This is a genomic window from Marivita sp. (genome assembly GCF_020055635.1).
Classification (GTDB): Bacteria; Pseudomonadota; Alphaproteobacteria; order Rhodobacterales; family Rhodobacteraceae; genus Marivita.
Genome location: NZ_JAIPUT010000025.1, coordinates 45698 through 59282, shown reverse-complemented (window position 1 = coordinate 59282; position 13585 = coordinate 45698). Strand labels below are relative to the sequence as shown.

14 protein-coding genes are annotated in these 13585 nt (G+C 59.7%); 5 read left to right on the top strand and 9 right to left on the bottom strand.

Annotation, left to right across the window (positions count from 1 at the left end; all coding sequences use genetic code 11):
- The 5 genes from LCF60_RS13175 to gcvPB all read left to right on the top strand — a co-directional run.
- Positions 1-326, top strand: a 326-nt coding sequence (locus tag LCF60_RS13175) for a hypothetical protein (protein ID WP_292292339.1), incomplete at its 5' end; no start/stop codon positions are given.
- 302 nt (positions 327-628) lie between these two features.
- On the top strand, positions 629-814 hold the full coding sequence (locus tag LCF60_RS13170; RefSeq protein WP_292292338.1) for a hypothetical protein: 186 nt from the start codon (positions 629-631) through the stop codon (positions 812-814).
- A 128-nt stretch (positions 815-942) separates the two neighbouring features.
- Positions 943-2037, top strand: a complete 1095-nt coding sequence (locus tag LCF60_RS13165) for an NAD(+)/NADH kinase (protein ID WP_292292337.1) — start codon at positions 943-945, stop codon at positions 2035-2037.
- Between the two features lie 31 nt (positions 2038-2068).
- Positions 2069-3457, top strand: a complete 1389-nt coding sequence (gcvPA, locus tag LCF60_RS13160) for an aminomethyl-transferring glycine dehydrogenase subunit GcvPA (protein WP_292292336.1) — start codon at positions 2069-2071, stop codon at positions 3455-3457.
- Positions 3454-5004, top strand: coding sequence for an aminomethyl-transferring glycine dehydrogenase subunit GcvPB (gcvPB, locus tag LCF60_RS13155; protein ID WP_292292335.1), 1551 nt, complete (start codon positions 3454-3456; stop codon positions 5002-5004). The genes gcvPA and gcvPB overlap by 4 nt, the downstream gene beginning before the upstream one ends.
- Before the next feature lie 15 nt (positions 5005-5019).
- On the opposite strand, the gene LCF60_RS13150 is transcribed toward gcvPB, so the two are convergent.
- The 9 genes from LCF60_RS13150 to LCF60_RS13110 form a co-directional block, all read right to left on the bottom strand.
- A complete protein-coding gene (locus LCF60_RS13150; protein WP_292292333.1) occupies positions 5020-5268 on the bottom strand; it encodes a ParB N-terminal domain-containing protein in 249 nt (82 codons plus the stop codon).
- A gap of 45 nt (positions 5269-5313) precedes the next feature.
- Positions 5314-6015, bottom strand: coding sequence for an SDR family NAD(P)-dependent oxidoreductase (locus LCF60_RS13145; RefSeq protein WP_292292331.1), 702 nt, complete (start codon positions 6013-6015; stop codon positions 5314-5316).
- A complete protein-coding gene (locus LCF60_RS13140; RefSeq protein WP_292292330.1) occupies positions 6015-6797 on the bottom strand; it encodes an SDR family oxidoreductase in 783 nt (260 codons plus the stop codon). Before LCF60_RS13140 ends, LCF60_RS13145 begins: the two co-directional genes overlap by 1 nt.
- Before the next feature lie 36 nt (positions 6798-6833).
- Complete coding sequence (locus LCF60_RS13135; protein WP_292292329.1) at positions 6834-7718, bottom strand: dihydrodipicolinate synthase family protein; 885 nt, start codon at positions 7716-7718, stop codon at positions 6834-6836.
- A gap of 43 nt (positions 7719-7761) precedes the next feature.
- Positions 7762-9165, bottom strand: coding sequence for an aminotransferase (locus tag LCF60_RS13130; protein ID WP_292292327.1), 1404 nt, complete (start codon positions 9163-9165; stop codon positions 7762-7764).
- 13 nt (positions 9166-9178) lie between these two features.
- Complete coding sequence (locus LCF60_RS13125) at positions 9179-10282, bottom strand: ABC transporter ATP-binding protein (protein WP_292292326.1); 1104 nt, start codon at positions 10280-10282, stop codon at positions 9179-9181.
- A 6-nt stretch (positions 10283-10288) separates the two neighbouring features.
- A complete protein-coding gene (locus LCF60_RS13120) occupies positions 10289-11122 on the bottom strand; it encodes a carbohydrate ABC transporter permease (RefSeq protein WP_292292325.1) in 834 nt (277 codons plus the stop codon).
- Between the two features lies 1 nt (position 11123).
- On the bottom strand, positions 11124-12023 hold the full coding sequence (locus tag LCF60_RS13115; protein WP_292292324.1) for a sugar ABC transporter permease: 900 nt from the start codon (positions 12021-12023) through the stop codon (positions 11124-11126).
- Between the two features lie 73 nt (positions 12024-12096).
- A complete protein-coding gene (locus LCF60_RS13110) occupies positions 12097-13434 on the bottom strand; it encodes an ABC transporter substrate-binding protein (RefSeq protein WP_292292322.1) in 1338 nt (445 codons plus the stop codon).
- Positions 13435-13585 lie beyond the last annotated feature (151 nt).

Sequence of the window (13585 nt, the reverse complement as noted above, 5' to 3'; positions counted from 1 at the left end):
CGCTCAGCATTCGGCTGTCGACATCGATCAACGGCACGCCGCAATTCATCGAAGCCTCCGACATCTGTGGCCATTTCCCGAGCCGAGGCTGGACAGGTACGCCTGCCTTGATGATCGCGATCATCAACACGGGCATGCAGGCCGCAAACATCTCGAGAACGTCAATTTCAATGGTTCCTTACATCGATGCCAGACGGCAGGGATATATGACAAACCAAAGGAGCCAGGATATGAACATCAAAGTCCTTTCCAGAACGACCACCACTGGAGCGACACCCAATGTTGCGCTCGACAGCAAATTGCTGGCTCAGCTGGCCGAGATGTAAGCGGGCAGGGACTTCTCAATAACTTGGTGGAGGTGCAAAAAGGGGCGCTTCTAGTCCGGCGCGATCCCTGTCGCTCTCTCCATGTCGGATGCCTTTATTCTGGAAATGGCTCTGGAGTTCGGATGGAGGTGTCACTGGCTTATTTGGGTTGTGCTGCTTGGGTGTTATGGCTTGGCTGTCGCCCGGCATGCGGAGGCGTGGATCGAAACGAGCCCGAAATATTTCGGGAGTAGACTGCAGGTCGGTCGGCGCCCAGGCAGGGTAGATGTGACCGGCCCTGTTAGCTAGATCAAACATCTTGAATGGTTACAGGTGTTTGTGATGAAAGCATCACCGCCGTTGATGAGAAAAATTTCTTCGGGCAGCTTCTCGAGACGGCGCTGAATGAGCCTTTGGCCGCGACGAAGAACCGCCGTTCCGAAAACCAAGCTATGACCTGTTGCTGTGGCGTGTTCGCGTCGGTTGCGGACGCCTTTCTGCCAAGGTGACCACTTGGCATGCGCCAGAAATTCGATTGCGAGACAGGCGGATTTCCTGTTGCTCCTCGGCGCTTCCCTGTGCATTGTTTCGAAGTGCGAACAAAAGTCCGAAAAATTGATGAGAGGTTGACCAGACCATGACATCGATCGGATTCCTTGTGAATCCATATGCCGGAATAGGCGGTCCGACGGCCCGGAAAGGCAGCGACGATCCTGCTCTTGCCGCTCAGGCCAGGTCCGATGGCATGCGGCTTACGGCCCCTTTACGTGCCGTGCGCGCCATGACTGCGCTTGTTCAGATGTATCCGTCTGTCGACATTCTAACCGGCCCGGGTGGCTTGGGCCAGGATATTGCGCCTGCCGCGTCGATCCTGCCCATCAACGCCCTATCCCATTCGGCGTCCGATACCTCGGCATTGGTGGCCGGCATGCAGGGAAAGGTGTCTTTGATCCTGTTCTGCGGCGGAGACGGAACGGCCCGTGATGTGGCCGCCGCCAACGTTTCCGGAGTCCCGATCCTTGGCATTCCGGCAGGCGTCAAGATGCATTCCGGCGTCTTTGCCCGCAGTCCGGAACGGGCGGGGCAGGCCGCGGCGGCGTTTCTGAAAGATCCCGACCAACCGGTGGAATTGGTTGAGATCCTTGATATCGACGAAGCGGAACGCCGTTCGGGCCGTTTGTCGGCACAACTGTTTTCCGTTGCAAGGAGCCCTGTCGCACGCGGGGTGCGGCAAAACCCCAAGGCCGGGGGAGGAGATCTTCTGGCCGAAACAGATGCGGCGCTGGCCGAGTATGTTCGGCGGATGGAACACGGCTGCCTGTATATTCTGGGTCCGGGCACAACAATGGGTGCGCTCAAGGACCGGCTTGGCGGCGGGACGCTGCTTGGGGTGGACCTGGCCCGTGATGGCGCAATTGTCGACCGTGACCTGAGTGAGGAGCAATTGCTCATGGCGCTGGCCGACGGCGCAAAGGCGCGGATCGTTCTGACGGTTGTCGGCGGGCAGGGTTTCATTCTGGGGCGTGGCAACCAGCAGATTTCCGGTCGTCTGATCAACCGCGTCGGGATCGATCGGATCGATGTGATTTGCGCCAGTGACAAGCTCAACGCACTCAATCCGCAGGAATTGACCGTCGATACCGGCGATGTCGCGCTGGATGCGCGGCTGGCCGGCTATTGGCAGGTCACAACAGGGCCGGGGCGGCGTCAGGTCGTCCGGGTCGTGCACTGACATGAGACATGACAAAACGAGGAGCTGAGACATGACCAAAGCCCATCCGTGGATGGCGAACTCTGTCCCGTCGATCCAGCAGGAGATGCTGTCGGCACTGGGGCTGAATTCGGTAGACAGCCTGTTTTCACAGATTCCCGAGGATCACCTGTACGCCAAGCCGTTCAACCTGCCACCGCAACTGGCATCCGAGGTGGCGCTGTCGCGGCATCTGGATGACCTGATGCGCAAGAATGTCACCTGCAAGGACAGCCTGTCCTTCCTTGGGGCCGGCGCATGGCCGCATTACGTGCCCGCGATCTGCGACGAGGTCGCCAATCGGTATGAATGGCAAACGTCGGTTTTTGGCTCGCCTACATCAGATCACGGTCGCAACCAGGCGTGGTTCGAGTTTTGCAGCCAGATTGGCACGCTGGTGGAAATGGATTTCGTCGGCCTGCCGGTGTATTCTTGGGGCTGCGCGATTGGTCATTCCGTTCGGATGGCGTCGCGTATGACGGGACGGCGCAAGGTGCTTGTCACTGAGGTGATGGACCCCGAACGCCTGTCGGTTCTGCGCAATTACTGCGAACCGCGCGAGATGGCGCGCCACATCGAGATTGTCGAGGTTGCGATCGGGGCCGATGGCTGCATCGACCAGAATGATCTCAAGTCCAAGTTGGATGACAGCGTGGCCGCGCTGTACTTCGAGACGCCATCCTACCACGGCGTGATCGAGGGCGCCCCCGGCACGCTTTGCGATCTGGCTCGCACGGCGGGGGCCGAGGTGATCGTCGGCGTCGATCCGCTGTCGCTGGGCTTACTGGAAGCGCCGGGTGCCTATGGCGCCACCATCGCTGTTGGCCCCACACAACCAATGGGTGTTCACATGAACGCCGGCGGTGGTGTTGGCGGCTTTATCGCCAGCCCGGATGAGGAGCGGTACGCCAGCGAATACAACACGCTTAACATCTCGATCGGGGAAACGATCAAGGAAGGCGAATACGGCTTTGGCCTCACGCTTTTCCACCAAAGCTCCTATGGCAGCCGCGAGGAAGGCAAGGACTGGACCGGCAATTCGGTCTATCTTTGGGCGCTGGCAAATGCCGCCTACATGGCGGCGATGGGGCCGGAAGGCTTTGCCGAGATCGGTCGGCTGATCATGGCCCGGTCGCGTCACGCTGCCAAGGCGATCGACGGGCTGGCGGGCTGTTCCGTCGATCTGAGCCGTCCGTTCTTCAAAGAATTCGTGGTCACCTTTGAAGGCGAAAAGGTGGCCGATGTGAACGACGCCTTGCGCAAGCGCGGGATTTTTGGCGGCAAGGACATCAGTGGCGAGCCGGGTGCCGACGGACAGTGCATGCTGGTCTGCGTGACTGAAGCCCATACCGAGGGCGATATCGCCCGACTTGTATCCGCATTGAAGGAGGTGTTGGCATGACCGCCCCCATCGCAAACAGAACCAAAGCGCAATTCACCGGTTTCCAGGCTCCCCGCTGGGCCGAACCGGTGGTCATGGAAATGGGCTGTCCAGGCCGCCGGGGAGTGGTGTTCGATGATGCACCCGCGCCAGACCTGCCCAAAGGCGCGATTCGCAAGACCGCGCCCGCCTTGCCCGAACTGACGGAGCACGACGCGCTGCGCCATTATCTGCATCTTAGCCAGATGACGCTGGGCATGATGGGCGTCTCGCTCTTCGGCACCTGCACGATGAAATACAACCCGCGCATCGGCGAACGCGCGGCGTTGGAGCACCTGGCGGACCTGCATCCGTTGCAGCACCCCGACACGCTTCAGGGCGTGCTGGAGCTTTACGACAATTTCAGCGATTTCCTCTGTGAAGTCAGCGGCATGGACCAGTTCGTGTTCCAGGCGGGCGGCGGGGCCGATGCGGCCTATACCCATGCCTGCGTGACCCGCGCCTATCACGCCTCGCGCGGCGAATTGGAACAGCGCGACCAGATCATCACGACGATCCAGACGCATCCCTGTTCGCCCGCCACCGCCAATACCGCCGGGTTCGAGGTGATCACGCTGAGCCTCGAGGAGGGCGGCTATCCGTCGGTCGAACAGCTCAAATCGGTGATCGGCCCACGCACGGCGGCGCTGATGGTGAACAACCCCGACGACATGGGCATCTACAATCCCGACATCAAGGAATGGGTGCGGCTGGTGCACGAGGCCGGGGGGCTGTGCTTCTACGACCACGCCAATTTCAACGGCGTGATGACCCGGCTGCGGGCGCGCGAACTGGGGTTCGACGCCTGCATGTACATGCTGCACAAGACCTTCGGTGCGCCCAAGGGCGGCGGCGGTCCGGCGGTCGGCGCCTATGGCTGCGCCGAGCATCTTGTGCCGTTCCTGCCGTCCCCCTTGGTGGTCAAGGACGGAGACCGCTACACGCTCGACGACGACCGCCCGCAAAGCATCGGGCGTGTGCGCGAATTCTGGGGCAACGCGCCGCAAGTGCTCAAGGCCTATGCCTGGGCGCGGGCGATGGGGGCCGAGGGGCTGCGCACGGCGGCCGATATCTCGGTTCTGGCCAACAACTACATGGACAAGCGGCTGTCCGAGGTGAAGGGCGTTAGCCGCTCCAACCCCGACGTCACTGCGCCGCGCATGGAGATGACGCGCCATTCGGTCGAGCAGGTGACCAAGGATACCGGCTGCACCATCGTCGATATCTCGAACCGCATGACCGATTTCGGGATCGACGCGCTGTGGTTGAGCCATGAGCCGTGGCTGGTGGCAGAACCGTTCACGCCCGAGGCCGGAGAGCTTTGGTCGCGCGAGGATATCGACTACTGGATCGACGTCATGGAGCATGTGATCCACGAGGCCTACGAGACCCCCGAAGTGGTCAAGACCGCGCCGCACAACGCGCCGATTCACCAGATCAAGGGAGCGGACATGGCCGACCCGGCGCAATGGGCGACCACGTGGCGGGCCTATACGCGCAAACATGCCAAGCGTTTGGCGGCTGAGTAAGACAGGACGGGCCCGTCAGTGCAGGCGGGCCCGCACCAGATACGCCTCGATCTGCGTTTCCCCTAGGGTGCGCATCGCTTCGAGCCTGTGCAGACCTTCGACCAGTATAAAGCCTGTTCCGTCCTTGCGGACCTGAATGGGTATGGTCATGCCATTTTGCAAAATGTCTTCGCCAAGGCTTTGCACTTTTGCAAGATCGAGCGTCTTTGCGCGTTTTGCCGGAACGCGGATATCGGTCAGGGCGAGGCTTTGTTTCTGCAACATGCCCGACCCTGACCGCATTTGCTTTGTGCTGCCAGTGAAATCATCTCAGATCGTGCTTTCGAGCCGCGTATTGGCGACGATCTCGGGGATGCTGGCCTGATTGGGCAGTTTGAGCACCAGTGACACGATCTCGCCGACGTCCTGCGGTTGCAGGCGTTGCGCCTTTGGCGTGACGCCGGGTAAATCCGCGATCATCTCGGTGTCGATGGCACCCGGACAAATGGCGGTGCCGCGCAACCCCTCGTCCCACCCGGCGAAGCGCACCGCGTGAGTCATGGCGATCAGCGCCTGCTTGGTCATCACGTAACCGATGGAGGCGTTGGCATCGCGATAACGTTTGCCATCGGTCGAGGCAATGTTGACCACACGCCCGCGACCCGAGGCCTTGAGATGGGGCAGGGCGGCGCGGATCAGGCGAAACGGGGCCTTGACGTTAACGCCCCACATGGTATCGAGATCGTCTTCGTCACCGTTGTCGAACGTCACCATCCGCAGGATACCGGCATTGTTGATGAGCGCATCGGGCGCACCCATCTGGGCAACCGTGGCATCGACCCAAGATTGCGCTGTACTGGGATCGTCTGCGTCGAACCTGTGCGCGGTCACGTTGTGACCGAAAGCTTCTCTTACTGCATCGGGGCTGCGCGCGCCGACGGACACGCGGTAGCCATCATCGAGGCACCGCTGGACCAGCGCCGCGCCAAGACCACGTGCGCCTCCGGAGACCATGACAAGTCGTGGGTCCATCAGAAGAGACCCTGGTAGACGCCGCCATCGTTGATGATGTTCTGACCCAGAATGAACCCGGCCTGCGCCGAGCACAGGAAGGCGACCAGATCGCCGCATTCCGACGGATCGGCAAACCGGCCGGCTGGCACGCTTTGCAGGCGGTTCTCGACAATCGCCTCGTAGGTGGTGTTGCCGCGCCGCGCGTGGTTGTGCAGGTTGGTGTGCAGTGCGTCGGTATCGAAGAAACCGGGGCAGACGGTGTTCATCGTCACATTGTCGGGCGCCACATCCCGCACCATCGACGCAATCGCGCCGGACAGGGCCAGCCGTGCCGAATGGGAATGCGCAAAGTTCTGCTGCGGGAACTTGATGAAGCTGACCGAGATGTTGACGATCCGGCCAAATTTGCGTTCGCGCATTCCCGGCAACACCTTCTGGATCATCTGAAGCGACGAGAAGAAATGCACGTCGAGCCAGTACTGCCAGTCCGACTTGTCCCATTCGTTGAAATCGCCGGGGATCTGCCGCACTCCGGGATTGGTCACGAGAATGTCCGGCTCACCGGCTGCGGCAAATACCGCCTCGCGCCCGTCATCGGTGTTGTAATCGGCGGCGACGGTCGTGACCTTGACGCCATGCGCTTTGCGAATGTCCTCGGCGGTTGCTTCCAGAGCATCCTCGGAGCGCGCGTTCAGAACAAGATCAACCCCTTCTCCGGCCAGTGACATGGCGCAGGCCCGGCCCAGCCCCTTGCTTGCCGCGCTGACGATTGCCCTGCGTCCCTTGAGCCCCAAATCCATGCGAATAGCTTCCTTTCGTTTTCAGTGACACAGCTTTCAAGCTGCGGAATCATTGCGGTCCAGAATCCGGTCCAACCCCTGGAGCAATTCCTGCAAGGCCGGTTCTTCGAGCGGTTGCAGCGGCGCACGCGGTGCACCCCCGCCGGGATAGCCCAGGTGATCCATCGCAGCCTTTGTCGCCGGATACAACGTGCGCCCGCCGCTGACAAAAAGATCGGTCAGCGCCTGTGCGCGGGCCTGGTATTCCCAAGCGGTTTCGATCTTGCCCGACTGGAAGAGGGACCACATGTCAATACATCCTGTCCAAACGTTCGGGAAGCAGTCGATCAACCCGTCACACCCAGCCAGCATCGCGGGAACGCCGATGGTTGACGACGGGCCGCAGAATACCTTGATCCGGTCCCGGCAGACGTTCAGCGTTTTCTGGAAATTGATCCAGTCGCCAGAGCTTTCCTTGATCGCTACGACCGGATCAAGATCGGCAAGGACATCGACGATCTGCGGCGTCAGCGCATTTCCGGCATTTCCGGGAATGTTGTAGAGCATGATCGGCAGCGGTGCATTGGCCGCAACCGTTTCAAAGTGACGGATCACCTCGCGTTCCGTGAGGTGTGCGAAGTACGGGGGAAGCACGAGAGCGCCGTTACATCCTGCCTCTTTCGCGGCATGAAGCGCCTCGATCACACCCGACGGCGTGATCGCAGCGGCACCGACGATGGTGGTGCCTTTGTGTCCCACCGTGTTGACCGCCGTCTTGTAGACCGCGGATCGTTCGGTTTCGGTCAGGCTCCAGAATTCGCCGGTGCACCCGGCCGCGATGACGCCGGTTGATCCTGCTGACAGCAGGCGGCGGATGTTCTTGGCAAGGCCATCGTGATCCACCTCGCCTGATTGGGCGAAGGGGGTGGTTATCGCGGGCATGGCGCCCGTCCAGTCTATGCTGGTTCTGTTCACTGGTCTGACCTCAGGCTGGTGTGGTGATGAGTTTTCCGTCTGCCTTCAATGCGCTGTATGTCCGCTCGGCGGCGCGTCGAATGGTCGAGATGGCAAGATCGATTTCTTCATGCGTGGCGGTGAAAGGCGGGGAAAACGACACCGCATCCCCGTTGGGCAAAGCGCGCGCAATCACGCCGTCTTCCAGCGCGGCGCGCACGATGCGGGCGGCGACGGTAAGCTTGGGGTCGAACTTGCGCCAGCCCTCCGAAGTGGGTTGCGCAAACTCGACCGCGGCGACAAGACCGCATCCGCGAACTTCGGCTGCGATGGGCAGATCGACAAACGCTTTTTGCAGGGTGTCGTTCAGATACGTTCCCATCTCGCCCGCGCGTCTGACAAGATCGTCCTCTTCCAAAATGTCGAGATTTGCCAGCGCGGCTGCGGCCATCACCGGATGTGCGGTGTAGGTGTATCCATGTCCAAACGCGCCGAATTTGGCGGCACCCTGACCTGCGATCACCGACCAGACCTTGTCGCTAACCAGAACGCCTGACAAAGGTGCATATCCAGAAGTGATGCCCTTGGCGACTGACATGAGGTCCGGCTTCATGTTCATCTTGTCAGACCCGAACCAAGTGCCAAGCCGACCGAAGCCGCAGATCACCTCGTCGGCGATCAAAAGGACATCGTAGCGGTCGAGCACGGCTTGTATCTTGGGGAAGTAGCCTTCTGGTGGAACAATCACGCCACCTGCGCCCATGACTGGCTCGGCGATAAAGGCCGCGACAGTATCGGGCCCTTCGGCGATAATCAGATCATCGAGTTCCTGTGCCAGGCGGTCGCTGAAAGCGGCATCGTCCTCTCCGGGCAGCCGTGTCCACAAGTTGTGCGGGGCCGAGACATGGCGGATCATCGGCAGCGGCAGATCGAAACCCGCGTGCAGTCCGGGAAGCCCGGTCAGCCCACCCGTCATGACAGTCACGCCGTGATAACCGCGATCCCGCGAGATAATCTTTTTCTTCTGCGGCATGTCGCGGGCATTGTTGTAAAACCAGGCCAACTTCGCCTGCGTGTCATTCGCGTCAGAGCCCGATGCTCCGAAGAACACTTTGCTGAACCCTTCGGGCGCTTTCACGATCACCCGTTCGGCCAAAAGGGCAGCGGGCTCTGTCGCCATCGATGAAAAGCCGTGAAAATATGACAGCTTGCGCGCCTGGTCGGCCATTGCATCGGCAATACGGTCACGACCATAACCGACATTCACACACCAAAGGCCCGCCATCGCATCGAAATACCGCTTGCCCGTGTCATCGGTGATCCAACAACCTTGCGCGGTTTGCGCCATCATGGCGGCTCCGCTTTGCTCATGTGCGTTGGCCATGCTGAACGGGTGGAAGACGTAGGCCCGGTCAAGATCCCTGATATGCGCCATTTTTGGTCCTTTCCTATCGCGACCGCATCGGGATCACCGAAGCCGCGTCGTTTTTATTCAGTCTTGGGCCTTCTTCACCGGGAGCGAAGAGGTGAATGGCGTCTGGGTGAAATCCGATCTGCACATTTTGTCCGACATCCAGGCGTCTCGCAGCGTCCGTGCGTGCCAGAAGACGCGTGCCATCCGTCAGTTCCAACGTAACGATCTGTTCGTGACCTGTGTTCTCCACAAGTCGGATTTTCGCGGGCAGCTCGCCATCGCCGATAGCAACGAATTCGGGCCGGACGCCAAGTGCATAGTCGCCCGTTCCCAAATCATCTGCAAATCGGGTGCGGTCGAGCGGTATGCTGTGGCCTGCGACATGAAACAACGCACCATCAAGTTGACCTTCCAGCTGGTTCATCGACGGGGTGCCGATGAAACTGGCGACGAACCGGTTGGCGGGTCGGTTGTAAACGGCATCAGGCGTATCGAACTGTTGCAGCTTGCCGCCGTGCATGACCGCGATGCGGTTGGCCATCGTCATCGCTTCAAGCTGGTCATGGGTGACGTAGATCATCGTCTTGCCGAGCCTGCGGTGCAATTCGATCAGCTCGGCGCGCATGTAGCTGCGCAGCTTGGCATCGAGATTGGACAGAGGTTCGTCGAGCAGGAAGACTTTGGGTTCCCGCACCAGCGCCCGGCCAAGGGCAACGCGCTGTTGCTGGCCGCCTGACAATTGCTTGGGCTTGCGATCGAGCAGGGGTTCGAGTTGCAGCAATTCGGCAGCCTTCTGCACCGCGACCTTGCGATCTGCCGCAGACACTCCCCGTTTCTTGAGCGGATACGCGATGTTCTCGGCCACGCTCATATGCGGGTAGAGCGCGTAAGACTGGAAGACCATTGCGATGTCGCGTTTGCCGGGGGCGACGTCATTCACGACGCGCCCGTCGATCGAAATGTCGCCTGAGGTCGGAAACTCCAGACCGGCCAGCATGCGCAATGTCGTGGACTTGCCGCAACCGGACGGCCCCAGAAGGGCGACGAATTCGCCTGACTTGATTTCGATGTCCAGGTTTTCCAGCGCCACGAAGGTGCCGAATTGCTTGCGGACATTAGTAAGGGTGACATCAGCCAAGAGAGTTTATCCTTTCACGCCACCGGCCCCGAAGCCGCTGGTCAGATAGCTTTGCAGGAAGGCGAAGACGACGATGAGCGGCAGGCTCATCATCACGGACGCCGCCATGAGAAGGGACCATTCGATGTTGAAGGCCGAAATGAGCATTGACATCACACCCGTTGTAAGCGGCGCGACGCTGTCGGAGTTCACCAGTACCAGCGCGTAGAGGTATTCGTTCCACGACAGGATGAAGGTGAAGAGGGCGGTCGAGATGATGCCGGGCAGAAGTTGCGGCAGGATGATGTCGCGGAACGCCCCCATGCGCGAGGCCCCGTCCACAAGTGCGGCGGATTCCAGATCCTCGGGCACGCCCTCCATGAACGACCGAAGGAGCCAAAGTGCGTAGGGAAGGGCAAAGGTCGTGTGCGCAAGGATCAGGCTGACCAGCGTATTGGACAAACCAATTGCCACCATCATCAGGTAGAGCGGAATGATGAGCACGACAGATGGCAGCAGGTAGGTGAAGAGCACCAGCATCGCCAGCGTTTCTCGTCCTCGATACTTGAAGCGCACAAGGCTGTAGGCTCCGAGAGTGCCCAGGGCTACGACAAATATCGTGGTGGTCGTTGCCAGAACGACGGAGTTTCTGAAGTAGGTCAGGAACGGCGTTTCGGTTAGCAGCCGCCAGTAATGTTCAAAGGTGATGGTTTCAGGAAACCATGTCGGCGGGATGCGGAACAGTTCGGTCTGCGGTTTCACCGAGGTGATGATCATCCAAAGAAGCGGAAAGGCGATCAGCAGAACCAGCGTCCATGTCACCAGATTGACGATCACGCCCTGCAACATTGATCTTTGCATCTCAGCCCTCCTTCCCGGTCTTGCGGATATAGACCACCATGAAAACCAGCATCACCAGCATCATGCCCACGGAATAGGCCGCTGCCTGTCCCATTTGGTTCAAACCGAATGCCTCTTGGTAGACCAGCAGCGAAAGCGTCTGCGTCGACGTGACGGGACCCCCGCCGGTGAGCAGATAGATCAGGTCGAATTCCTTGAAATCCCAGATTGCGCGCAGGAGCACGATAACAACCAGCACGTTGCGCAGTTGCGGTAGCGTCACATCCCAGAACCGCGCAATCGGGCCAGCCCCGTCGATCTTGGCGGCCTCGTAAAGATGTTCAGGTATCGTTTGAAGCCGCGCCAGAACGGCGATCACGACGAAGGGAAAGTACTTCCACGCACCCACGAGGATTACCCCGATCATCGCGTTGGGCATGGACCCGAGCCAATCCAATGGCAAGTCGAGGATGCCAAGCTGCATCAACCCGTGATTCATTGCGCCATAAAGATCGTTGAAAAGCCAACGCCAGACCAGAACGGCCACAACCGTGGAGAGGAAATAGGGAAAGAGAACAAGGCTGCGCGCAAGGCTGCGAAACCAGATGTTCTGGTGCAAAAGCAGCGCCATGCCGACGCCGAACACGATCTGAAGTGTCAGTGTGCCGACGGTCCAGATCAGCGTGACGCCAAGGGAATTCCAGAACGCCTTGCCGGTTAGCAGTTTCACGTAATTCGCCGCGCCGACGAAATTGCCTTCGAGCGTCGGTGTGTAGATCGAGAATACGCTGAGATAGATTGCCGCCAGCAGCGGGTAGACGATCACCAGCGAAAACACGAGGATCGTCGGCGCAATAAGCAGCACGCCCAGACGCGCATAGCTCCGCTCAAGGCGGGGGGTGATGGTTTGGGTGGCGATCATGGTGACTTTCTTCAGGCGGGAGGTTGTGGGCGGCGACAAGGAGGATAACGCCACCCACGGATGAAAAGAGCCGTTAGCTGGCCATGATTTCTTCGATTCTGGCGGTCGTTTCGCCAAGAACCTGATCGACGTTTTCATCGTTGAGGACAACGCGCTGCACCAGCTCTGCGATGACGCCAGAGTTGACGATCTCGCCTGCCTTGGCGTTTGGCATGTGGTCCCGGCTTTCCCAGCCGAGGTTGAAGCCGTTTGCAGCCGCTTCGGACATCAGTTCAACTTCGGCCGAGTATTTCTGGATGATCTCATTATCCTGATAGTCCGGGTCGTTACTGATGGTCTTGAGCACCGGAAGAACGTGACCTGGAGCGGCGTGAAGCTGCTGGATATAGCCTTCGGGATCGAAGAGGAACGCGGCGAACTGCTTGGACGCTTCCATGTTCGGAGCCTGTTTCGGGATGAACACCGACGGGAAGTCGTTGAATGTCCAAGGCGCGACATCGGTGGATTTCGTCGGATATAGGTCGCAGGTGATATGATCCGCGATGGACGGATTCTGGTTGGCGACGTTGGTCAGCACGCGACCGGTATAGAGCCCGGTGGCGCAGGCGCCCGAGACAAAGGCTGTTAGGCTTTCGCCCCAGCTGTAATTGGTGGCGCCGGGCGGGCAGAACTCGCGCATCGCCCTGTAGAACTCAAGCGCATCGCGCGTGGCGTCCGTGTCGATGTTGACGCTCAGATCGGGGGCACAGACTTGCCCGCCGGCCTGATGGATCACACCGATGAAGACCAGCGATGTCATGGAGTTTCGGCCGTAAGGCAGGGGTGCTCCGTAAATGCCGCCGCCCTGCATTTTCTGAACGGCGCTGAGCAATTCGTCCCAGGTGCGCGGGTTCTGGTCGATTCCGGCCTGTTCCATCAGGTCGGTTCGCAGCCAGATCATGTTCGCGGCCGAGTTGCCGATGCCGGTGCCCGCGTATTGGCCCGGATCGATCTCGTAAATGTCATTTGCACCTTGGTAGAACTTGTCGGGGCCAATCATGTCGATCACGCCGTTGAAAGGCTCAAGAAGTCCGTTGGTCCAATATGTAGCAACGGCGAAGGATGGCAGGTGCGTGACGACGTTCGGCACGTCGCCGCTGGCAAAGGCCGCGGCAAGTTGCGGGGCGTATCCTTCATCCGACGTCTTTTCGAAGACGACTTTGATATTTTCGTGCTGGGCTTCGAAATTGGCAATCTGCGTCTGGTACGCGGCAAGCTGTTCCGGCGATGACTGAGGCGACCACCAGCGCAGTGTGATCTGTTCCTGGGCGCGCAGGCGCATCGGCATGGCTGCGGTTGCGCCAGCTGCGGCAAGTCCCGCCAGCACCGTTCTGCGAGGAAGCGCCGGTGTCTTGAATGGCTTTGAGTGCATAAAACTTCTCCCGTTGGCTATGTTCGCATATCGAACATATGTTCGTAATATGGTTTAAGTAACTGGATTTTGGCAAGCATTTTTTGTTAAATTTGGTAAAAACCGATGTCTTTCGGGTCGGAAAAGAAAGTGCTAATGCCCTATGGGCCCA